Source organism: Lascolabacillus sp. (assembly GCF_028696275.1).
GTDB classification, from domain to species: Bacteria; Bacteroidota; Bacteroidia; order Bacteroidales; family Dysgonomonadaceae; genus Proteiniphilum; species Proteiniphilum massiliensis.
The window spans coordinates 15,235-38,899 of sequence record NZ_JAQVHI010000011.1 but is presented as its reverse complement, the minus strand read 5'-3'; the positions used below and the strand labels follow the sequence as shown (position 1 = coordinate 38,899).

At 37.1% G+C, this 23,665-nt stretch carries 14 protein-coding genes; 5 read left to right on the top strand and 9 right to left on the bottom strand.

Translation table 11 applies throughout. The annotated features are described in order from the left end of the window. Positions 1-2: 2 nt before the first annotated feature. From PHO43_RS04590 to PHO43_RS04550, 9 genes are all read right to left on the bottom strand, one after another. Positions 3-1,271 (bottom strand): zinc-binding dehydrogenase, encoded by a 1,269-nt coding sequence (locus PHO43_RS04590; protein WP_045090014.1) that lies wholly within the window; start codon positions 1,269-1,271, stop codon positions 3-5. Between the two features lie 102 nt (positions 1,272-1,373). After that, on the bottom strand, positions 1,374-3,335 hold the full coding sequence (locus tag PHO43_RS04585; protein WP_288011482.1) for an SDR family NAD(P)-dependent oxidoreductase: 1,962 nt from the start codon (positions 3,333-3,335) through the stop codon (positions 1,374-1,376). Continuing rightward, the gene (locus tag PHO43_RS04580; protein WP_045090016.1) at positions 3,319-4,491 is read right to left on the bottom strand and encodes a PHP domain-containing protein; all 1,173 of its coding nucleotides are present in this window, start codon (positions 4,489-4,491) and stop codon (positions 3,319-3,321) included. The genes PHO43_RS04585 and PHO43_RS04580 overlap by 17 nt, the downstream gene beginning before the upstream one ends. Position 4,492: 1 nt before the next feature. Further along, a complete protein-coding gene (locus PHO43_RS04575; RefSeq protein WP_053826031.1) occupies positions 4,493-6,952 on the bottom strand; it encodes an alpha-ketoacid dehydrogenase subunit alpha/beta in 2,460 nt (819 codons plus the stop codon). A gap of 189 nt (positions 6,953-7,141) precedes the next feature. Next, entirely contained in the window at positions 7,142-8,497 is a 1,356-nt protein-coding gene (gene lpdA, locus PHO43_RS04570) for a dihydrolipoyl dehydrogenase (protein WP_288011480.1), read from the bottom strand. 20 nt (positions 8,498-8,517) lie between these two features. Then, positions 8,518-9,852 (bottom strand): dihydrolipoamide acetyltransferase family protein, encoded by a 1,335-nt coding sequence (locus PHO43_RS04565; protein ID WP_053826029.1) that lies wholly within the window; start codon positions 9,850-9,852, stop codon positions 8,518-8,520. 132 nt (positions 9,853-9,984) lie between these two features. Further along, positions 9,985-12,333 carry a glycoside hydrolase family 3 N-terminal domain-containing protein gene (locus tag PHO43_RS04560; RefSeq protein ID WP_053826028.1) on the bottom strand — a complete coding sequence of 783 codons (2,349 nt, stop codon included), beginning with the start codon at positions 12,331-12,333 and terminating at the stop codon, positions 9,985-9,987. A gap of 39 nt (positions 12,334-12,372) precedes the next feature. Further along, positions 12,373-14,598, bottom strand: a complete 2,226-nt coding sequence (locus PHO43_RS04555) for an alpha-L-fucosidase (protein WP_045090021.1) — start codon at positions 14,596-14,598, stop codon at positions 12,373-12,375. 79 nt (positions 14,599-14,677) lie between these two features. Further along, positions 14,678-16,534 carry an alpha-1,3-galactosidase-related protein gene (locus PHO43_RS04550; protein ID WP_288009057.1) on the bottom strand — a complete coding sequence of 619 codons (1,857 nt, stop codon included), beginning with the start codon at positions 16,532-16,534 and terminating at the stop codon, positions 14,678-14,680. A gap of 336 nt (positions 16,535-16,870) precedes the next feature. Between PHO43_RS04550 and PHO43_RS04545 the strand changes: the two genes are divergently transcribed. From PHO43_RS04545 to PHO43_RS04525, 5 genes are all read left to right on the top strand, one after another. After that, complete coding sequence (locus PHO43_RS04545) at positions 16,871-18,361, top strand: rhamnulokinase (protein WP_052673190.1); 1,491 nt, start codon at positions 16,871-16,873, stop codon at positions 18,359-18,361. A 60-nt stretch (positions 18,362-18,421) separates the two neighbouring features. Then, positions 18,422-19,687, top strand: a complete 1,266-nt coding sequence (locus PHO43_RS04540; RefSeq protein ID WP_288011477.1) for an L-rhamnose isomerase — start codon at positions 18,422-18,424, stop codon at positions 19,685-19,687. A gap of 76 nt (positions 19,688-19,763) precedes the next feature. Next, positions 19,764-20,789, top strand: a complete 1,026-nt coding sequence (rhaT, locus tag PHO43_RS04535; protein ID WP_045090024.1) for an L-rhamnose/proton symporter RhaT — start codon at positions 19,764-19,766, stop codon at positions 20,787-20,789. 72 nt (positions 20,790-20,861) lie between these two features. Further along, the gene (locus tag PHO43_RS04530) at positions 20,862-21,758 is read left to right on the top strand and encodes an AraC family transcriptional regulator (protein WP_045090025.1); all 897 of its coding nucleotides are present in this window, start codon (positions 20,862-20,864) and stop codon (positions 21,756-21,758) included. A 17-nt stretch (positions 21,759-21,775) separates the two neighbouring features. Further along, the gene (locus tag PHO43_RS04525; RefSeq protein ID WP_288011475.1) at positions 21,776-23,566 is read left to right on the top strand and encodes an alpha-L-rhamnosidase-related protein; all 1,791 of its coding nucleotides are present in this window, start codon (positions 21,776-21,778) and stop codon (positions 23,564-23,566) included. Positions 23,567-23,665: the final 99 nt, after the last annotated feature.

The following is a 23,665-nucleotide window of genomic DNA, read 5'->3' as shown; positions in this document are numbered from 1 at the left end:
TTTTAACCCCCTTTTGAAAGTAAAAAAGCTTCAGCCTCAACACTCCATAGTCCATCATGTCTTCTGCAGATGTCAGCCAGTTCTCTGAAAAAGTCGTTTGACTCACCCAATTTCCCAAAGTCATCTATAGCAGTCAGTGGCATATCTATGTGAGTATATATAAGTTTCTTTCCCCCTGGAATATTTGGCAAATTGTTTGTAGTATCTGCAACTGCGTTTAATCCTCCAATGTGGGTAACCAAACCAGCAGGATCAAGACCTTTACTCATTACCTCTAAAGCCTCAACCATGTCATTATTGTTCCCGCCACTAGTACCAACTATATGAGTATATGCATAATGAACATTATAAAAATTAAGCATAGCGCTAAAGTTCGTATCATTAGGTCCTGCAAAAAAGTTCAAACAACCATCAAAACCAAGTATTGCATCCCCCTGCTCTACTACCTGTCTAACCGGTGCAAATACAAACACATCGTCAAACCCCTTACCACCTGTTAATTCCCTCAATACCTTAATAGGATCATCAACTTTTCCTGTGTTTATATATAGCAGTTTTATTCCACGCGAAGCTGCAAAATCAGCTGTATATATCATAGAAGCCCTGTCAAGTCTGGATTGATCCACATCAGTTACAACCAACAGCGAAGGTTTACGATCCTCTCTGTGTAGCACATAATTAATAGCAGCCAGACCCATTGGTCCCACACCTGCAAGTATCGCCATATTACCACCTTCCACTATTTCCATCTTATGTTCATAGCTACCCGGAGTAGTGTGATAATTGGCATGCATAGCTCCTATTACACAAGAAAGTGGTTCAGACAGTGACGCAGGATAAAAACCTTCACCTTCGTACTTAAGCAGGCAATCTTTTTCCATTACCTCATTGGGAATTATAACATAAGTAGCATCACCGCCAATATACTTATAGCTATATCCTGGAGCACTCAATAGTCCTACAGGTCCATTTTCATAATAAAGAGCAGGTTGTATAGAAAACTTATCTCCGGTTTTAAATTTATGAGCCCATTTGGGACCAACTTCCAACAACTCTCCTGCAAACTCATGACCAATTATTATAGGGTTATGAGCTACATCATTCGGAATACGTTTATGCTCTGCACCCTGTGATGATGCCTTATAGGAAGACATACATATAGAATCAGACACCACCTTAGCCAATATTTCATCCTCTTTAAGAGGAGGCAATTCAAACTCTTCCAGTCTAAGGTCTTTTTTTCCGTATAAACGTACAGCTCTTGTTTTCATATTATTTTAAGATAAGGCCAATTACCAGTATTCAAGAATATAGTTTTTTATTTCAAAACATTCAATGGATTATTGGCAAATTAATATTGCAGAATATAAAAATCAACTCAACATAATCTGTCCACCTGTGACAGGCAACGCCTGACCAGTTTCACCAGTCTGCTCCATCAGATACAAAATTCCCTTTGTTACATCTTCAGGTGTACATCCTTTTTTCATAGGAACTTTTGAGAGATAAAACGACTTTACATCTTCAATAGTTTTAGCCCCGGGCACCTTACCAGCATTCAGGTACTGAATGAAAAGGCCATTTTCCGGATCACTCCATAAAGGTCCTTCATAGTAATTGCCGGGACAAACAGAATTCACTTTAATTTTAAAAGGTGCCAGTTCTAAAGCAAATGACTGCGTAAGTCCAATTCCACCAAATTTACCACCTGCGTATGCAAAATTTGCTTTACTTCCCTGCAATCCAGATTTAGAATTCACCTGTATAATATCAGCAAAATAGTCACTGTTAGCAAATTCAGTCTGAAGTTTCATAATTTTACTCACAACCTTGGTACAATAGAAATAGGCATTATAATTAATCTTCGTAACAAAATCAAAGTTCTCCCTTGTCATATCCTCCAATCCTCCTGCCCTTAATACCCCTGCATTACTGATAAAGCAGTCTACACCACCAAATTTGCAGACAGTTTGTAACATAAGATTTTCCAGACTGTCAATATCACTAACGTCTGTTTTAACGAATAGAACGGTATTACTTTTAGCAAGATGTATCAGATCATCTGCCGTTTCATTTCCTTTTTCCTCGTTTAGGTCAGCTATTACAATATTAGCACCTTCTTTTATTAAACATCGACCAATTCCTTCGCCAAAACCCTGTGCTGCACCGGTTATAATAATTATTCTATTTTCAACCCTACCAGAAGAGTTACCAGCTGCTATACTTCTGCGATAATTCTCAACCTCCCAATTATCAATAAAATCAATCTGTTCCTGTAACATTGGATTTGGTCCGCCAAAAGACTTAGAAATAAAAGCAACTTTCATTGCATCCTCAAAAACATCCAGAACAACTTCACATTGCTTTGGGTTATCTCCAACTGCCACCAGACCAACACCTTTAATCAATAAAACTTTTGGTATATATCCATACTTTTCGACAAACTCATCAATCAATCTTGAAGATTCAGTCAATATTTCAGTCGTTTCGCTACAGTTTATGAACAAATAGTTCGATTTGCAATAAACAATTTCATCAGGTGTAAATGGTTTATTAATATCCTTCTGATTTTCTTCATTTTCAGCAAAATATTGAATAAGACTATTATTCCTGACCTTCAAAGTCTTCAAACCATTTTGCGACAACATCATCCTGATAGCCGGGATAAAATCTACAATCTTTTTTGGTATTTCAATTTTCTCATTTGGAACATGATCTTTAATAAATGATTCAATTTTCTCAAAAATATCGGAGTAGATTGATTTTATTTCATCTATTGAATCAGCTGCAACAAACAGACCATGGTTTTGTAACCAAATTACATTTGGCTCCTCACTATACAATAGTCTGTACTCTTTCAGCTTATCATTTACCTTTTTAAAAAGCACATATCCCGGATCTGTATATTCAATATACAACACCCTATTACCGAATAATCTTTTAAGTTCAGATTCAACATTAACAGAGCATAGAAGTCCGTTTACTACTGTAGGATGTAAATGTACTACAAAAGGAAAATCGATTACATTATGCAAAGAAGTCTCCACCGATGGCCTATTTCCCTTTGTCAGCGTTGCCTCTGCAAGATCATTTTTCACCTGATCTTCCCTTTCTTTTTCGTCTTTACTATACTCTTTTCCGGTCATAGAGTTAAGTTTAGTCCTGTCAAGAATAGCAAAACCCTCCTCAGTAATTGTAGCTAATGAAGTCCCACTTGCCTTCACCCATATTTTTTCTTCGTTTTTATAAGATGTATTCCCACCTCCGGCTATAACAAATCGTTTGTCACTACCGTAAAACTGAGAAATTTCTATAAGATCATGAATCTCTTTCATCTTGAACAATACTTTTTATTAATTCTTCCCCCAGCTTTATGAACTCATCACGTTTACTGTAATCAGCTTCACCCTCTTCATCAATATATCCCTCCAGACCCTGCGCAACAATATGCTGATGTGCAGCTATAACACAGGCGCCCTCGAAATTAATTTTCTTCAGACGGTCAGTCAGAGGTACACCATCTCTTGCAAAAAGCATAAGAGGCTCCATGACAGGTGAATTATGCTCTGTTCCAAATGTTACAATGAAGCCTTGGTCATAAAAATAACACGTATATTTTTCAAGAAGATTAATATCATTACGTGTAGTAATAAACTCAACTGAATGAATACCTCTTTCTCTAAGCTGCACCGCTGCACCTTCCATATCCCTTTCAAAGTCAGTATACTCACCATTTACATTATCTGCCAGAAAAGGATAAGTTGGTATTCCACCTCCAGCAAGAATAATGTCACAAACACTCTGAAAAGGCAAAAAAACAGAAGGCTCCTCCGGAACATATGCAGCTCCACCAGCTTTTAAGAGCCTTGATCTGATTTCATTTTCTACACCTGCAATATCACTCAATGAGGCACTAAGCTCCCTTCCATTAAATATTTTCCTGAAAAGCAGTAATATTTTCCCTTCATCATTATCACAATTCTCATAAACTTTTTGCCTCAACGCTCTTGCAATATGTCTTTCACGAAGAGACCCCAGAGTAAGATTCACTTTAATCCACTCGAGGTCGAGTTCTATACCAACACTCAAATTATTAAGATAATCATTTAGTCTGTGAAGCATCTCCTCAACCTGTTTGTTGGATTCAATCTCTACTGCTTTCAATTCTGAGGCAAAAGGCTCGGCTATTCTGAAAGGAAAGCTCATGCCCTTACCACTCAGATATGTTCTTCCGGGGTTAGCCGGGTCATTAACCCTAACACCAGCATTCTGGTCCTCCTGATTAAGACTTATAAACTCGATACCAAACAATGGATAGAGCTTTCTTTTATAACAACCTTCTTTCCACTTTTCAAAACCCTTTGCTGTATAGAAGTCATTAATACCTACAACCTTAACATTCTCAGCTACTGCTCTGTCAAGAGCATCATCAATATCTCTGAATGCACTAAAAGAGTACGGAGTGTGTAGATGGGCGTTGACATTAATCATATTATATACCTTTTTTAGACCTTTTAATTAATTCCCCATCTGTAAAATTCTGTCCCGGTATATAACCCTTTAATGGTTGAATCCTTTCATGAATCATATCCAGGAACCAGCTTGGCTGTGGAAAAAAAGCCTCTTCCAGTTCATGTGCCGGTGTGATCCAGTTTCGCGACCCTAGTACGGATACAGGTGCATCAAGATAATCAAAGGCCAGCTGACTTATATTAGTAGCAAAATCATTTAAAAAAGAACCTCTTGAAGTTGCATCACCTGCAATGATTATCTTTCCTGTTTTTTTTACTGACTCAATAACCTTTTCATAATTAAATGGCACCAAAGAGCGTGCATCTATTACCTCTGCACTCATTCCATATTTTTCTTTAAGAACATCTGCTGCTTTCAGTGCCTGATATAGTGTATATCCCACAGTAAGGAAGGTAATATCATCACCTGATCTCTTTATATCAGGTTCACCAAGCTGAATTTCATAATATTCTTTCGGAACTCCGTTTTTATGAAACTGTTCACCTATATCATAAATACGCTGACTTTCAAAAAATATTACCGGATCTGTACCCTGCAAAGCAGCATTCATAAGTCCTTTCGCATCATAAGGTGTTGCAGGGAAACACACCTTAATACCTGGTATATGAGCAACTAACGACGTCAAATCCTGAGAATGCTGTGCTCCGTACTTTGAACCCACAGAAACTCTGACAACCACAGGCATCTTAAGCACATTACCACTCATTGCCTGCCATTTAGGAAGCTGATTAAAGATCTCATCTCCTGCTCTTCCAATAAAATCACAATACATTATTTCGGGAATAACTCTACCACCGCACATAGCATAACCAATAGCAGTACCCACAATTGAAGCTTCAGAAATCGGAGAGTTAAACAGTCGGTGATAAGGCAGCGACTCCGTAAGTCCGTTATAAACAGCAAATGCCCCACCCCAGTCACGACACTCCTCTCCATAAGCTATCAAAGATCCATCTTTATAAAAACGATCTATTATCGCTTCAAAGATGCCATCTCTAAGCTGGTATTGCTTCATTTTACTGAAAGGTTTCCCATCTGCATCAAAAGCAAACCGCTCTTTACCAGCAATTCTTTTCACTCTCGGGTTCTCTTCTAATGGTAAGAGTACCTCCGGTTCATTCTCTGAAAACGAGTCAACTGAACCATTAGAAAACATCATATCACCAATTATATCAGGATTCTCCATTCTTGGCGATATCTTATCATCTATTGATAATAGGAACATCTCATTTACCAGAGTTCTTATATCTTCATTTATTCTATCCAGGTCAGATTGAAAAGACACCCCGGCTTCAATCATCTGTTGTGCGAACCCCTTTATACAATCTTGTCGTTCCCACGCTTCAACCTCCTCTTTTGTGCGATAAGAAGATGCATCAGAAGGTGAATGTCCACTATACCTATAAGTTAGTACGTCAAGCAATACAGGTCCCTTTTTATCTTCAAGTACCTTACGTTTACGTTTATAAGCATCTATCACAGCAAGCGGGTTATACCCATCAACACGCTCAGCATGCATCTGATCCGGATTCACTCCTGCACCAATACGAGCAGCAATATCATAACCCATAGTCTCACCACAGGTTTGTCCTCCCATTCCATACTGATTGTTCATGATATTAATTATTACAGGCAACCCTCCCTGCATATCACCTTCCCATAACTCTCTGAACTGATCCATTGCAGCAAAGGTGATTCCTTCCCAAACGGGTCCGCAGGCCATTGCAGCGTCCCCAATATTAGCCACAACAATTCCATGTTTTCGGTTTACCTTTTTATAAAGAGCAGCACCCACGGCTATATCACCTGAGCCGCCTACAATTGCATTGTTTGGGTATACGCCAAAAGGTGTAAAGAAGGCGTGCATAGAACCTCCTAATCCTCTGTTAAACCCTGTTTTTCTTGCAAATATTTCTGCTAAAGTTCCATAGACCAGAAATCTTCTTGCAAGCTCTTTAACCGTTCCCTCAAAACCATCCTTCACTATCTCATAGATAGCCCCTTCAAAGAAGTTTTCCATTATTTTAGTAAGCTGTATATCATCCAGCTTATGAATTGCTGACATACCCTTTGCAAGAATTTCACCATGGGAACGGTGACTACCAAATATAAAATCATCAACTGATAGTGTCCATGCCATACCTACTGCGGCAGATTCCTGACCGATGGACAAGTGAGCGGGTCCCGGGTGATTATAAGGTGTTCCATTATATTCACCCTTTGTTTTAATAAGATTAAGCATTGTTTCAAATTCACGTATGAGAACCATATCATGGTATATGGCATGAAATTCATCATTAGTGAAATTACCCCTCTCGTCAGATACACTTTTCTGATATTGGTTAACAGGTATAGGTCTGAACTCCACAAAACCCGGTCTCCGAACTTTATTCGGATCTATAGTTTGTACTTTAGGCATTGTATATTGATTTAAAGAATTATTGTTTTTCTATTACAGATAGCGGTAAAAAGATAGAAAATAGGTGTTTTAAGAAAGTAACTCATACAATTTAGAAAGCATTAAAGAAAAAAACTCATCAAACAGAATCATGTTTTTTCTTTATGCTTTCAAATTGATTACATATGGAATAACAATAGGTATCAACTATCAGAAGCTGAAAATAACCTCTTTAAATATTTCGCTTACAGTAGGATGTGGGAAAACAACCTCTTTCATCTCATTAAGAGTCATTTCCTGTTCAATTGCCATACATGCACCATATATTATTTCACTAGATGGGTTCCCTAGCATATGTACTCCAATCACTTCACCATACTTTTCACCAATAAGCACTTTACACATACCGTTTAATCCTTCATTTTCAGCGACAAACCTACCAGAGAATAGCATTGGTAATTTAGCTACTTTATATGCAATATTTTTTGCTTTTGCAGACTCTTCAGTCTCGCCAACTCCTGCAACTTCAGGGTTTGTATAAACTACACCCGGAATCGCATTATATCGCATAATATCTGTTTTCCCGATAAGATTATTAACAACTACTTCACCCTCTCTGCTTGCTGTATGAGCAAGAAGTGAGAAGCCAGTCACATCGCCCGCTGCAAACACACCGGGTACGTTAGTGCGCATTTTATTGTCAACTTTTATACCGTTATGTTCTAATTCGATGTTCAGATTTTCCAGTCCAAACCCCTTTGTTACAGGTCGTCTGCCCACACTTAGCAGAATTTTATCACCCACTACTTCATGCGACGCACCATCTTTTTCATATACAACTTTATTACCCTCTACCTTTACTACTTTTGAATTAATGTTAAACTCGATACCTTTCTTTGTATATATCTGACGTAACATTGCTGAAATCTCAGGATCCATGCCGCCAATTATTTCAGGGAGCATTTCAATTACGGTAACCTTGGTTCCCAGGCTATTAAAGAAGCTGGCAAACTCCATTCCAATAACTCCACCTCCAATTACTACCAGCGATTCTGGTCTCTCCGTCATTTCAAGAATTTCTCTATTGGTAACAATTATATCACCTGCCTCCTTTAATCCAGGTATTGGTGGAACAGATGATTCTGAACCTGTGCATATTAGAAGATTTTTACCTATATAATTCACATCATTGCAGGTAACTTCTATACCTTCTGAAGAGCGACCTTTTATTGTTGCTTCACCTTTAACAACCTCCACATTGTTTTTTTTCATGCTGCCCTCTACACCTAGTACGAGTTTACGAACAACCTTTTTCTTACGAGACAACATTTTTCCATAATCGAAACGAATATTATCTCCAAAGACACCGTAACTATCACCATGCAGAGCATTTTCATATGTCTTAGCACTATAAAGAAGTGTTTTTGTAGGTATACAACCTTCGTTGAGACAAACACCACCCATTGCTGATTTTTCAAAAAGTACAACCTTCAGTCCGGCATGACCTGCTCTTTCTGCAGCTACATATCCCGCAGGTCCCCCTCCAATTATAAGTAAATCTATCATATTCTAAATATATGTTTATATTAATATATCAGTTCTAAATTCTCTATCTCAATTGCAATCTGCTTTAAAAAACGGGTTGCCTCGCCCCCATCAAGTGAACGGTGATCATATGTCAGACTCAATCCAATGTGAGGTACAAATGCATAAACTCCGTCACCCAGATCTTTAGGTCTGGGAATTATAGTATTAACACCCAGTATTGCTGACTGAGGAAGATTAATTACAGGTGTAAACATCTCAACCCCGTAATTTCCAAGGTTTGACACTGTAAATGTTCCTGCTTCAGATGATAATATATCAGGATTAACATTACCATTTCTGCATGCAACTGCAACTTCTTTAAAACGGTTTGACAGGTCAGTAATTGACAGATCATCTGCATTTCGCACTACAGGCACCATTAATCCTCTGTCTGTGTCAACTGCTAATCCTAAATGAACCTTATTAAAATAACGTTTGATATCATCCAGGAAATGAGTATTTACCTCCGGAAACTTCTTCAATGCTTTAATAACAGCAAAGCAGACCATATCGTTCAGAGTAATATTTGCTTTTAAGGTACTGCTGTCATAGGCCTCTTTAACCTGTTTGCGCAATTCAAGTATACGACGGGCATCTGCACTCAGGTGATGAGTTAGTTGTGCAGAGTTTTGCAGTGATTTATGCATTGCTTTGGCAATAATTTTGCGCATATTTGATATCTTGCGGTCATAGAAATCATTAGCAGTATCTATATGTTCCGAACTAACTAAATCAGCTGCTCTGTTAGCACCGGCCAGACCTGTGCCATCTGGTACTGGCTGCTTGCCTTCATCAGCAGCTAATCGTTTTGCCAATGGAGTCATCTTAGGACGATTTGATAAGTATTCTAATACATCCTTTTCAATTATTCTACCGTTGGGACCACTTCCTGTAATATTTTTTAGTTCAACTGCTTCTCTGGAAATCAGATTTCTTGCACGTGGTGAGATATTTAAAGATAAGTACTCAGCCTCAGTTTCCTTATTTTGGTTAACAGGAATAATGTTTCCTGTACTAGATTCAGCTATTTGATTAACATCTTCTGATAGAGGATTCACAACTTCATTTTTCTTAACGAGTTCTGATATATCTTCTCCAGCTTCCCCAATAACCATCATATTCTCCAGGACAGGCACTTCATCACCTTCATTAAAGAATAGCTTCAATACAACACCATCAGCTGGTGACACCTCTTCAAAAGATGCTTTATCAGTTTCATAGGTAAAAAGAATATCACCTGCTTTTACTTCGTCACCTGTGTTTTTATTTATCTCTGTAATTATGCAGCTCTCAACCGACTGGCCCTGTTTGGGCATTATTACAATAGTTGCCATTATTAATGAATTTAAGAAACAAAGAAGTATAGCAAAAGTATTCAATTAAGACCTATGTCGTATACAATTATTGATTTTTATGCTATGATTTTTGATATCATGCTCTTCTGCATCAAATGATGTTCACCTTTTTTAATCTATTGTGAAATTACCTTTCAGATGAATGCTATTTGATGAAGATCCTATCATAATTGAAAACTCACCCGGTTCAACTACCCTCATCATATTAGAATCATACAATGCAAGATCGTCAAAAGAAAGAATAAATTCTACTGTTTCATATTCTCCTTTCTTTACATTTATCTTCTTAAAGTCTTTTAATTGAATCGGAGGTGTATATACTGTACTTATATTATCTCGTATGTAGAGCTGAACAACCTCTTCACCATCAAAGTTGCCAATGTTTGAGATTGTACACCTGACTTTTATAATATTATTTTCATTATTAACTTCCAAGTCACTATACTCAAAATTGGTATAACTTAATCCATAACCAAATGGATATAAGGGTGAGCTACTCTCTTCTACATAATCAGCCTGTCTGCCTAATGAGTAATAAACTGGCAACTGCCCAACAGAGCGAGGAACTGAAACCGGTAATCGTCCCGAGGGGTTGTAATCTCCAAAAAGAATGTCTGCAACAGCATTTCCGCCCTCTTGCCCGGGATACCATGCAGAAAGCAATGCGGCAGCTTTTTCTGATGCGTTATTCATGTTTAAGGGGCGACCCTGAATATAGATGACAATTAATGGTTTTCCGGTATTTGCAATTTCTGATATTAGCTTTTCCTGATCACCCAGCAGGTCAAGACTACTTCTGTCGAACCCTTCACCCGATTCCATATCTGAAATCTTCTCATTGACGGCTCCAGTAATAGTTGCTGCACCTGTTTCAATATATTCAGTTTTAAAATCCCTTGCACTTGATCCTCCAACAACAAGAATAACTACATCTGACTTATTAGCTATATCAACTGCTTCCTGAATGTTGGTTTCAGTTGTATCCCTTATATCACATCCTTTTGTGTAGTAAACAGATGTTTTTTCATTTACAGCATTTTTTATTCCGTCGAGCACTGTAACAATATTACTCCTTTCCTGAGGAGCAGTATAATCTCCCAGTTGGTTATAAATATTATCGGCATTGGGACCAATCACAGCAATTGACCCTATATCTTTTTTCAGTGGTAATATATTATTGCAGTTTTTCAACAGAACTATTCCTTGTCTTGCAACCTCTCTTGACAGTTTAATATGTTTTTCATTTCTGACTTTTTGAGAGGCTTTAATGGTATCAACATATGGATTCTCAAACAGACCCATTTCAAATTTAAGTCTTAATATATTAACAACAGCATTATCAATGTCCGACATAGAGACAAGTCCCTCATCCAAAGCAGAAATAAGATTTTTGCTATACGCATTACCTCCAAGATCAGCATCAACACCTGCTTTCAAAGACAAAGCTGCTGCATGTTTCACAGACTTTGCTGCACGATGAGTTCCTGCAATACCTTCTATACTGCCAAGATCTGAAAAAACAAAACCATCAAAACCCCACTCAACTCTCAATATATCCTTTAATAGATATTTATGTGCAGTAGCTGGTATACCATCAATAGAGTTGTAAGATGTCATTATTGTTTTTACTCCGGCTTCTGCAACCTTTCCGAAAGGCAATAAATGATTCGAGAATAGTTCTCTTTCTCCAATAAAAGCCTGTTGTCCATTATGTCCTCCAGAAGGTATACCATAAGCAGCAAAATGCTTAGGAGTTGAGTATACATGTCTTCCATCTTTAAAATCATTTCCCTGTAAACCATTTACGAAAGCTACACCAAGTTTTGCCGTAAGTACAGGATCCTCTCCAAATGTCTCCTCTACCCTCGACCATCTCAACTCTCTTGCCAGGTCAAGAATTGGACCATAAGCGATATGTGCGCCCTGTAGTCTGGTTTCCAATGCAATAACCCCAGCCATTTCCTGTATAAGTTGAGGGTTCCATGTACTGCCTTGTCCCAGACCGGTAGGAAAAACTGTTGTACCTATAGCCATGTGTCCGTGCATACACTCTTCTGCAAATAATAGAGGAATACCAAGTCTGGTCTCTTCTACAGCAAATCTTTGCAAACTATTCAGCGCTTTGGCAGACAGTTTGGGGTTTAATCCATTTGACAATGTCTTTTGAGTCCATGGATCAGCTCTCAGGGTAGCCCAAAAACCCCCAATGGGAGTTTTTTGCATTCTTTCAATAAAACTTTCAGCGGGAACAGCAGTATGGTCGTCAATCTTTCTATACATCTCCCATCCGGTGGGAAAACACAACTGACCTATCTTCTCTTCCGTAGTCATCCTGCTTAACAGATCTGCTATTCTTTCATCTGTTGTTCTGTCAGGATCTTTATAAAGTTCCTGAGACAGTAGATTTCGACTAACTGTACATAAGAATAAAATGATAATCAGGTGTAATAATTTATTCATTATTATATGTACGTATTATATTCTGGATAATATTATTCGTTACAAGAAATCGATTTCACTAATTGTTACATACTTTTCAACCCCTGCAATACCTGTTACTAACAAACGTATATATCTTGTAGTTACAGGCTTTTCAAAATAGTGTGTGCGTGGTGTAGGGTCATTTATAAGATTACCAAACTCAAACTTCTCAACTGTATCCCAGGTTGCACCATTTTCACTTATCTGAATTTCGCCACTTGCCATCATACCATTAGAATGAAAAGTCTGTGGAGTATAAGTAAAGGCTTTTAACAGATATTTCTCACCCAGATCCAGAGAGATAAATGGATTTTCAGTACTCTCTTCAGATTGCCAGTAAGTTCGTTTAACTGCATCAAATGCATTCAATGCTGGTCGGTTATTCACCTGACTACTAACACCAATCAGCGCCCAGTCTCTTTTTACAACACCAAAATCTTCACTGCGAACAGCACCTCTTGCATTGTTAATGTATGAAGCTGCTTTAAGTGTTTTATATTCAACTTTCAGCGGAGATTCATATTTTGCAGAATTCAGAGTTGGCTCAGAACCATCAAGAGTGTAGTAGACTTCATATCCTGTATTCAGATTATCTGCAGCATTTTCTCCTATTGGATTCCAGTTGAATACAGTTTGCATTGGGGCGATTGTGACCACGCCATCTTTATCTCTACTAAAATCAAGCTGAGGAGGTCTGGTTTTATAATAATGAGCGGAAATATGACTAATTGCAGGCGTTAATCTTGATTCCAAAACACGCACCCTTATTTTACTTGTTGTAACTTCAGGAAATCTCAATATACGCTTGTATCCAATATTAGAAGCAACTGCAATCTCTCTCCATTCATTATCTACCCATGCATCTACAGCATGTTTTTCAACACGCTCACTATGAGTTGCTATGGCCTCTTGAAGCATAATACGATTAATAGTCTTTTCCCCATTCAATATTATAACAAACTCATCGACACCATTTTCCAGTAACAAATAGGTATCCTGGTTTCCGTCAAGCAGTTCAACCGGACCTTTGGCTCCCTCTAATAGGTTTACATCATAAGTCTCACGAATACGACTGCCCACATCTTTTAATACCTCAATATCTCTGGATGAAAATTCACCTTCACGATTTGGCGGAATATTCAAGAGGAAAATTGAATTACCCCCAACCGAACGTTCGTAAATATCAAATACATCATCAGCACTTCTTACCTTTTGATTAGTATCATCTCGATAAAACCAGCCCTCTCTTATAGAAGTATTTGTTTCTGCCGGCTGATAGTGTAGATAGTTAGCATTATATATAATTTCACGAGAACCTAAATCTTCTGCTGTCATATCATGAAAAACAGATGCTGTATCAGGATTAACCTCATAAGCTACCACATTAATTTCTGTATCTCTTGTGCCACCAGCTTCATTACCACACCATCTGATATCTTCACGACCAAATATTACAGCTTTTGGGGCAAGAGTATGAATCAACTCTCTCCAGGCAGCATAGTTGTAAGTTTGTCCCCCTTTTCTTTTGGGATGTGCTCCATCAAACCAAACCTCATGAATCTCGCCATATTCAGTCAGTATCTCAAATAATTGATTCAAAAAATATTCGTTGTAATCATCAACTACAAACTCAAATTTAGTTTTATTTTTAAAAGGGCGACCCGGAACTTCACGTGGTATAGTCCTTTTTGTGTATTTGCTAAGATTGCCATAGAGTCCGTCTGGATTTTCTATCTGGAATAAATCAGCAGGTGAGAGATAAACACCCAGTTTCAGCCCATATTTCTTACATGATTTTGAAAGTTCTCTAAGTATATCCCCTTTTCCATTCTGAAAACCAGTCGACATTATCCCATGATCAGTATATCGGCTTTGCCATAATACAAAACCATCATGATGCTTTACAGTAAGAATAACCATCTTCATACCTGCATCTTTCATGGAGCGGCACCACTGGTCTGTATCAACGGTTTTCAGATCAAAAACTGCAGGATCTTCCATACCGTTGCCCCACTCCATTCTTGTAAATGTATTGGGACCAAAATGAATAAAGGCAATAAATTCATTTCTTAATGCATCCAGCTGATTTGCAGTTGGAACAACATGTGCAGCTTTATAGATTATCGACTCTTTGGATTCACCTCTTTCTATCTTTATTGTATTCTGTGGAGTAATATTGTTCTGAGAATAGATTTGAAATATCAATAAAAAATATCCCACTATGAATAAAGTATTTTTCCTCATCTCTCTTATCTGTTTTTTGTATCTGAATAATCCTGAATATCTTATATGGTAGTTATAGTTGTCTAAAATGAGTACTTTTTTAATTATCTGATAAAATTACACTTTTCTCATCAGAAAGTTCAACTCTGACATCATTATCTTTATCAAAACCATTCTCAAACTGATTCCCTTCAATTGAGATATTATTTACTTTCTCGAAGAAAAACATATGTTTATTCCAGTGAAACGGCTCAAATTCATTATTTCTGATAACAGAATTATTTCTGAATATAAGTCCATCTGTCGATTTTGCATAAAGGATGGGACTGTCAAACATCTCAAAAGTATTATCTTCAATTACTATCCCTGAATGAAAATATTTTCCCTGATCTTCAAGGTTTGGAATCTCAGGATAAATAGAGATCACCGCATTTGTAAACTGATAATTTGCTGTCAAAGCATTTACAAAGTGATTATTGCGAATTATTACCTCTTTACAAGCACCTGTTTCGAACCAACCGTTACAGTCGCCGCAAAGCAGAATTGCAGTTCCATGTGTATGATCAAACAGATTGTTTTCACAAACAACACGTTTTGGAGTACTAAAGAGAGCTCCTCTTGCCCTGTTATTACGCACTACATTATCTGAGAAAGTAACCTCCGGGGTCCATGTCAGATTCTCTATGCCAAATTTCCCCTCCTCTGAAATCTCCATAGGCAGTGGTTCTGAAAATGTTATTTCAAATTCCTTAGCTCCAAATTCGGTTGGTTTATCAATAGCTTTTATAGATGTTACAGTATTATTACTATTGTCCACCAATTCCATCCTTTCCGACTCTACAAACTGAACCTGATCACCCTCTTCTGCCCATTTAAAACCCCATGCCTGAGGATGCATGTATCTTGCCTGAATAGTATGATCATCTACTCTTTTGGTAATTCTAAGGTAAGTACCATGTACATTAATGGCATCATCTGCCATGGCTTCATAAAGACCATTCTTTGAAATAATTACCCCCTTACAAGCAGAAAAATGTGTTGCATCAGCCTGAGTGGTAAAATATCTCAGATCATCATCACCTCTGAGTGATACATTAAACCCATCAAGCGTTATATTTTCGCTCATTTGAGCCAGCAGACCCATTCCTTCAGCGTAATGTACTGTTACATTCTCAATAAATGTATCAAGGCATTCACTAATAAAAATGCCTGGTGTGGGACGATAATATGATCTTAAAACAAATCTCTCTCCGGTAGAAGTCTCATTAACCTGATACCACCCTTTAATACTTAATATATTGGGTGATTGCTCGGTTACCGACTCAGGGTTAAAACTTAAATCGCGACGTAGATATGTAAGTCTTTTATCCTCTCTGAATGACATCGAAGCCACAGGAGCAATTTCATATGTTTCACCTACAAATATTAATCTTCCATTTTCTATTCGATAGTTACCTCCGGGGTATATTTCCGCTATAAGCTCATCTTTTTCTTTATTTACTTCGAGTACATTCAACTGTCGAAGCGCCGGCACTTCGAAATCAATTGAAAAGTTTTTAAGTGAAATATTTTTTGAATTCAATAAAGAAAATGGCACCATCCTACCATGAAATATAAACTCTGAACCTTGACCATCTATTGTGATATTATTTAGGTTTTCAAGGGCAAACCCCACCTTTTTTGGATTATCTTGATCGTGATTTGAGATATAATACTCTCTTACAAATGCACTATCCTCATAAAAATGATAAACACCTTTAGGAAAAGTAACAGTAACATGATTATTATTTTCCACTTCCTGTAATCTTGCGATTAATCTTTGTGCATAAATTGATGCATTCTCCCTTGAGTCGGGTTTAGCTCCGAAATCTGCAATAGATAATGTTATTGAAGGATTTTTGCAGCCGGATACAGAAAGAAGACCGATAAATAATAATATTAAATAAGCCTGTTTCATAATTTAATTATTTTAGTTTATGCGCAGTCATTAATTATAAATTAATACAAATATAGTAATCATTTTCTTCAAAATATTTTTATTCTCATTTAAGGGTGTAATATCAAACCTCTCTAATGCAAATTTAGTTCTGAAAAAGAGGTTACTAAACTCTAATATTCTTCTTATTTAAAAGAAGCTTATAAGAACCAGGTAAGAACAAAGTAAGAACAGATTAAAACCTATCTTATGTTTTATCAAAAAGCACAGTCATTAAATCAATTCTTAAATAAAGCAAATTGATATTTATTGTATGTTTGTATTCGTAATTTATATATTTCATCATTTAACCTCATCATGAACAGTGACATATTACATTATTTTTTAGCTATTGATATTGGGGCCGGAAGTGGCAGGGCATTGCTTGGCACCATACAAAGCGAAAAAATTGAGTTTAGTGAAGTTACCCGTTTTCCTAACCCAATGATCGAAGTAAATGGCTTTATTTATTGGGATATACTTTATCTGTATATCCAGATAATCGATTCTATAAAAAAGGTCAAATCAATGGGTATCGAGATAAAGTCTATTGGAATTGACACATGGGGAGTGGATTATGTCTGTTTTGGAAGTGACGGCAAAGCTCTCGGAATGCCATCTGCATACAGAAACACCAACTTAAGAGGAGCTCCTGAAAGATATTTCGGGAAAATTAATAAAGAGAAGCTATATATGAAAACAGGTATTCAAATCATGGATTTCAATACTCTGTTTCAGCTTGACACACAATTACATGAAAAAACATCTATAAATAGAGTAATAGATAAAGTTTTGTTTATGCCAGATGCACTATCATATATGTTATCAGGAAAAATGGTAACAGAATATACTATTGCCTCTACATCTCAGCTTCTAAATCCTTATTATAGAGATTTTGATATGGAACTACTTGAGTCTGTGGGACTATCTAAAGATAATTTTGCACCAATAGTCTATTCCGGTACCATAATTGGTGAAACAAACAGTTCTGTAATAAAAGCTACAGGGCAAAGAGGCATTAAAGTTGTTGCTGTTGCAGGTCACGATACAGCATCTGCAGTTCTGGCTGTACCCGCTGAGGATGAGAATTTTGCATACCTGAGTTCAGGAACATGGTCTTTGATGGGGATTGAGTCAAAACAGCCTGTGGTTAACGAAGTTACATATAATCTTAATTTCACAAATGAGGGAGGTGCAGATGGTTCAATTAGGCTTTTGAAAAACATCTGTGGAATGTGGCTCATTGAAAAGTGCCGAAAAGAGTGGGAAAAAGAAAGACAGGTTTCATTTGATGAGATAGTAGAGGCAGCAATGCAGGCTGCACCATACTCTTGTTTTATCAACCCTGATGCACCATGTTTTGCAAATCCCGATTCTATGATTGATTCTATTCAGAAATATTGTAGTGATACAAATCAGAAAGTGCCTGAAACAATTGGAGAGATTGCGAGGTGTATTTATGAAAGTCTTGCTTACCGATACAAGCAGGTGTTACAGAATCTACAAAAATTAGCCGATTTTCCGATACAAAAATTGCATATTATTGGAGGAGGATCAAAGAACAATATGCTAAATCAATTTACAGCAAATGCTATTGGAATGCAGGTAATTGCAGGTCCTTCTGAGGCTACGGCTATCGGTAATATTCTTATGCAGGCAAAAGCAGCTGGTTTGGTGGAGAACAAAATTATTATGAGGGATATTGTGAGAAATTCAACTGCACTTGAATTATTTAATCCTGAAGATGTAGAAACATGGGATAGGAATTACAATAAATATCTAGAAGTGTTTTTGGAGGACAAAGAGTAGACAATCAAAGAACCAATAATATCTACAAAATTAAATCATAACATTGAAAACCATATTTTTATGAAAGAAGAACAAATTATAAAGGCATATGAAGATGCTAAGGCCAGGTATGCTGCATTGGGTGTGAGTGTAGAAGCAGCTGTTGAGAAGTTAAAGAACCTATCTATTTCAATTCACTGCTGGCAGGCAGATGATGTAATTGGATTTGAAAATCCTGACGGGGAACTTACAGGTGGAATTCAGACAACTGGTAATTTTCCGGGGAAAGCTCGTTCAATTGAGGAGCTTAAAAAAGATCTTGAGAAAGTTTTCACTTTAATACCAGGTAAACATCGTATAAGTTTACATGCAATATATGGTGATTTTGGTGGTAAGTTTGTTGATAGAGATAAAATTGAGCCGAAACATTTTCAAAGTTGGATCGACTGGGCAAAAGAGAATGATGTAAAGCTGGATTTCAATTCTACATTTTTCTCACACGAGAAAAGCAGTAGTGGCTATACACTTTCTGATTTTGATCCAGAAATTCGTAAATTCTGGAAAGATCATCTTCGTCAGTGTCGAAGAATTGCTGCAGAAATTGGCAGGCAACAAGGTGATCCATGCATACACAATATTTGGATACCAGATGGGGAAAAGGATAAAACTGTTTCACGAATTGAGCACAGAAGATTGCTAAAAGAGTCACTTGATGAAGTACTTGCTGAAAAAATAAGTACAGATTATCTTAAAGACTGTGTAGAATGTAAGCTATTTGGTATAGGTAGTGAAAGCTATGTAGTTGGATCTCATGAATTCTATATGGGATATTCTGTAGCAAACAACATGACTCTAACGCTTGATGCAGGTCATTTCCATCCAACTGAAACTATTTCTGACAAACTATCTTCTATGTTACTTTTTGTTCCCGAAATAAATCTTCATGTAAGTAGACCGGAAAGATGGGATAGCGACCATGTTGTGATCCTCAATGATGAGCTTCTTGCTATTTCACAAGAGATTGTTCGCTCTGGACAGATGGAAAAGATTCATATAGGTTTGGATTATTTTGATGCATCAATAAATAGGATTGGAGCTTATGTTATAGGTATACGTTCAGCACAGAAAGCAATGTTGCAGGCCTTGTTAGAACCAACAGCAAAGCTCAGGGAGTTTGAAATGCAAAATAAGAATTTCGAACGAATGGCCTTCCTGGAAGAGTTGAAAGCTATGCCATGGAGTGATATATACAACTATATCTGTTATATGCTAAATGTTCCAGTGGGAGATGAATATATAAAGGAAATTCAGAACTATGAGAATAATGTAACTTCAAAAAGAGTCTAATAATTATTGCAAAACCTTACTGAGAGAGTAAAATAAAAAAAGAGAGACATTATTAACCTCAAATATAAATTAATCTATGAACACCTTAATAGGTTTACTGATAATTGCGGTGGGAAGTATGGGCCAATCAAGCTCATACGTTCCCATCAATAAGATAAAAGAATGGTCGTGGGAAAACTTCTGGCTCACGCAGGGAGTTTTTGCATGGCTTATTTTCCCGTTCTTAGGAGCGTTACTGGCTATGACTTTACCCGACATGATTGAAATTTACAGTTCCAATTCTGTTGCCTCATTACAGGCAATCGGTTATGGTGCATTATGGGGAGTTGGGGGATTGACATTTGGACTGAGTATGCGTTTTCTGGGTATAGCACTGGGGCAGTCTGTGGCATTGGGTACAACTGCTGCTCTTGGGACATTGATACCTTCAATGATTAACGGTGAACTTTTCTCACCTAAAGGATTGATACTTCTTTTAGCTGTTGCCGTCACTCTGATTGGAATAGCCTTAGTTGGTTATGCCGGAAGCCTACGCTCAAAGAATATGAGTGAGGAAGAGAAAAGAAAAGCAATTAAAGACTTTGCCTTGAAAAAAGGTCTGTTGATCGCATTATTGTCAGGTGTAATGAGTGCATGCTTTAATCTGGGCCTTAATGCAGGTATACCTATCAGAGAAGCAGCCGTTGCGGGTGGTGTATCAGATCTTTTTGCCCAGAATCCTGTTACATTACTGGTAACAACAGGAGGTTTTATTACTAATTTAATTTACTGCTTGTATATGAACAGGAAAAACAGAACAGGTGGTGAAATAAAAAAATCATCAAGTTCAGTATTTTCAAATAATATACTCTTCTGTGCATTGGCGGGACTGTTATGGTACTCTCAATTTTTTGGATTGGGTATGGGACAAAGCTTTTTTGAACCTGGTAGTGTTATGATGGCTTTTTCGTGGAGTATTTTAATGTCTCTAAATGTTGTTTTCAGCAATGTTTGGGGAATTATTTTGAAAGAATGGAAAGGGGCAGGAAAGAGAGCTGTAATATATCTGGCTCTCGGAATGGCTGTTTTGATATTCTCACTGATTATACCTAATTTATTCTGAAATTGATTAAGAATCAAAAAAAATCATTATATTTACGATATTAGAAACACAATAATGAATATCTGAAAAACAATGCGATATAACGATTTCGCTATAGATTTTAAATACTTGTTAGTCAGCGAAAGGGATCAAAAATTCGGACTGACAGTAAATACTGTTGGATTCCAACCAATTGCTCCTTACGCTGCATATCCATCAGCTGAGCACCCTAAAAGCTACTATTTCAATCCTGAAAAAGGCAGAATATTGTCTGAATATCAAATAGTTTATATTAGTAAAGGGAAAGGTTTTTTCAAATCAGAATCAACAAAAAAAACCAATATTAGTAAAGGGCAGGTTATAATTCTTTTTCCGGGTCAATGGCACACCTACTGCCCTATGAGAGAAACCGGATGGAACGAATATTATATCGGTTTTGAAGGTGAAATAATCGACAACATTGTTGAAAACGGTTTTATATCGCCTCAAAATCAGATCCTTAATGTTGGTATAAACGAAGATTTGGTGCAACTCTTCTCAACAGCAATTAAAATTGCTAAAGAAGATAAAACGGCTGCGCAGCAAAATCTGGCCGGTTTAGTTTTTAATATATTTGGTAATATTCTATTTCTGGCACAAAATAAAAACTTCGAGATTAAAGATACTGCTCAAAAGATTGAGAGAGCTAAAGTGATAATGCTGGAAAACATTAATAAGGAAATTGATGCCAAAGAAATTGCTGAAAATCTGGGCATCAGTTATTCTCTTTTCAGGAAAACTTTTAAGGAATATACCGGGTATGCACCTGCTCAATACTTTCAGGAGCTAAAACTGAGAAAAGCAAAGGAGTTGCTGACAGAAACAACCATGCCTATTAAAGAGATTTCGTATGAACTGAATTTTAGTTCATACGAATACTTTTTGTCTTTTTTCAAAAAAAGGGTGAAATTTACACCTACTGAGTATAGGGAATTAGGAACTATTGTATAGTATAAACTACTCTTCACATGATGCTAAAAATTCTTTTATCACCAATAGTTTTAATCTTATTCCTAATAACCTTTACGGGTAATTCGTATTCACAGAGCAGTTTAAACGATAAAGTTTTTTCTGGACAGCTTTTTAAAGATGAGATTACTCGTGCATACTTATATCCTTCAAAGATAATATGGCAATCTGACACTCTTGGTATGAATGTAATAAGCCCAGAGGTATTACTTAGTCCATATAAAGGACAACTAACAACCAGCAGCGAGGGGATGTCTGTTCTGAAATCGGACTCTAATATGATTGCGTCTGTATTGCTGGATTATGGTAAAGAGTTATATGGAGGGATAGAGATATCAGCAGGAATCAGAAGTGATAAAAATCCGGTTAAAGTTAGAATCAGACTTGGGGAATCCGTGACAGAGGCTATGAGTGATTGCATCGATAATAGCCACCCTGGCATGGGTTCAGCAACAAATGATCACTCATTGCGTGATTACACACTCGAAATTCCCTGGCTGGGTACAGTTGAAATTGGGAACTCAGGCTTCCGGTTTGTTAGGATAGATTTAATTGATAAAGGTGCAGAGTTGCCGATACGTTCAATAAGAGCAATAGCACGCTTTCGTGATATTCCATATCTTGGCTCTTTTCACTCAAGTTCGGAAAGATTGAATAAGATTTGGGAAACAGGTGCTTATACTGTTCACCTGAATATGCAGGAATACCTTTGGGATGGAATAAAACGTGACCGCCTTGTATGGCTTGGTGATGTTCATCCTGAAGTAATGACAATTAATAATGTATTTGGAGATCAGGAAGTTGTAAGAAAAAGCCTTGATTTTGGACGAGATACTACTCCTCTTCCCGGATGGATGAATGGAATGTCTTCCTACTCTTTGTGGTGGATAATAACTCACAGAGATTTTTATCTCTATAATGGAGATCTTGAATATCTGAGGGAACAACAGCAATATTTAACCGGTTTAATTAATCAGATCAAGTCCAAAATTGACTCCACTGGAAAAGAGAACCTTGATGGAGGACGTTTTCTGGACTGGCCCACTTCTGAAAATCCAGAAGTTATTCATTCAGGGCTGCAGGCTTTAATGCTAATTACAATGAAAGCAGGTAAAGATATAGCTGAATGGCTAAACGATGATGAACTTGAAAAAACATGCATAGAATCTATAAGAAAACTTGAAAAACATACACCTTCGACTCATCAAAACAAACAAGCAGCTGCACTTCTTGCTATTGCAGGTATATTATCTTCGGAAGATGCATCAAATATATTGCTAAAAGGGGGAGCCAATAATTTTGCAACCTTTTATGGCTATTATATGCTTGAAGCTCTTGCATTAGATGGGAAATACAATGAGGCTATGCAGATTATCTCAGATTATTGGGGTGCCATGCTTGATCTGGGAGCAACAACTTTTTGGGAAAACTTCAACTATGATGAAAAACACAATGCAGTACCTATTGACCAACTACCCGATGAGTCTAAATTTAATATTCATTCTGATGGGGGCGACCATTGCTATATTGGACTAAGAGCTAGTCTGTGTCATGGTTGGGCATCAGGACCAACTTCATGGCTAACAAGGCATGTTTTAGGAATTCAGGTGATTGAACCGGGTTCTAAGGTTATTAGGATATCACCTAATCTTGGCGATCTGGATTTTGCTGAAGGATCCTTCCCTACTCCATTGGGTATTATCAAAGTTAAGCATGTAAAACAGGCTGGTGAGAAAATTGAAAGTGAGATTGAAGCACCTGAGGGGGTGATAATTAAAATTGATGATTAAATAATAAAGATTTGGACTGTGTAGATTGGTATGGTTATAAACTAGAAAATATTTGTTAAATCCTCTTCAGAAACATTGATAATAAAATACTTAATTACA

Bases quoted from the DNA above. Each gene is read 5' to 3' on its own strand.
- PHO43_RS04530 (WP_045090025.1), top strand. From the start codon at position 20,862: ATGCGATATAACGATTTCGCTATAGATTTTAAATACTTGTTAGTCAGC.
- PHO43_RS04580 (WP_045090016.1), bottom strand. From the start codon at position 4,491: ATGATTAATGTCAACGCCCATCTACACACTCCGTACTCTTTTAGTGCA.
- rhaT (WP_045090024.1), top strand. From the start codon at position 19,764: ATGAACACCTTAATAGGTTTACTGATAATTGCGGTGGGAAGTATGGGC.
- PHO43_RS04585 (WP_288011482.1), bottom strand. From the start codon at position 3,335: ATGAAAGAGATTCATGATCTTATAGAAATTTCTCAGTTTTACGGTAGT.
- PHO43_RS04550 (WP_288009057.1), bottom strand. From the start codon at position 16,534: ATGAAACAGGCTTATTTAATATTATTATTTATCGGTCTTCTTTCTGTA.
- PHO43_RS04575 (WP_053826031.1), bottom strand. From the start codon at position 6,952: ATGCCTAAAGTACAAACTATAGATCCGAATAAAGTTCGGAGACCGGGT.
- PHO43_RS04555 (WP_045090021.1), bottom strand. From the start codon at position 14,598: ATGAGGAAAAATACTTTATTCATAGTGGGATATTTTTTATTGATATTT.
- PHO43_RS04545 (WP_052673190.1), top strand. From the start codon at position 16,871: ATGAACAGTGACATATTACATTATTTTTTAGCTATTGATATTGGGGCC.
- lpdA (WP_288011480.1), bottom strand. From the start codon at position 8,497: ATGATAGATTTACTTATAATTGGAGGGGGACCTGCGGGATATGTAGCT.
- PHO43_RS04525 (WP_288011475.1), top strand. From the start codon at position 21,776: ATGATGCTAAAAATTCTTTTATCACCAATAGTTTTAATCTTATTCCTA.
- PHO43_RS04560 (WP_053826028.1), bottom strand. From the start codon at position 12,333: ATGAATAAATTATTACACCTGATTATCATTTTATTCTTATGTACAGTT.
- PHO43_RS04540 (WP_288011477.1), top strand. From the start codon at position 18,422: ATGAAAGAAGAACAAATTATAAAGGCATATGAAGATGCTAAGGCCAGG.
- PHO43_RS04565 (WP_053826029.1), bottom strand. From the start codon at position 9,852: ATGGCAACTATTGTAATAATGCCCAAACAGGGCCAGTCGGTTGAGAGC.
- PHO43_RS04590 (WP_045090014.1), bottom strand. From the start codon at position 1,271: ATGAAAACAAGAGCTGTACGTTTATACGGAAAAAAAGACCTTAGACTG.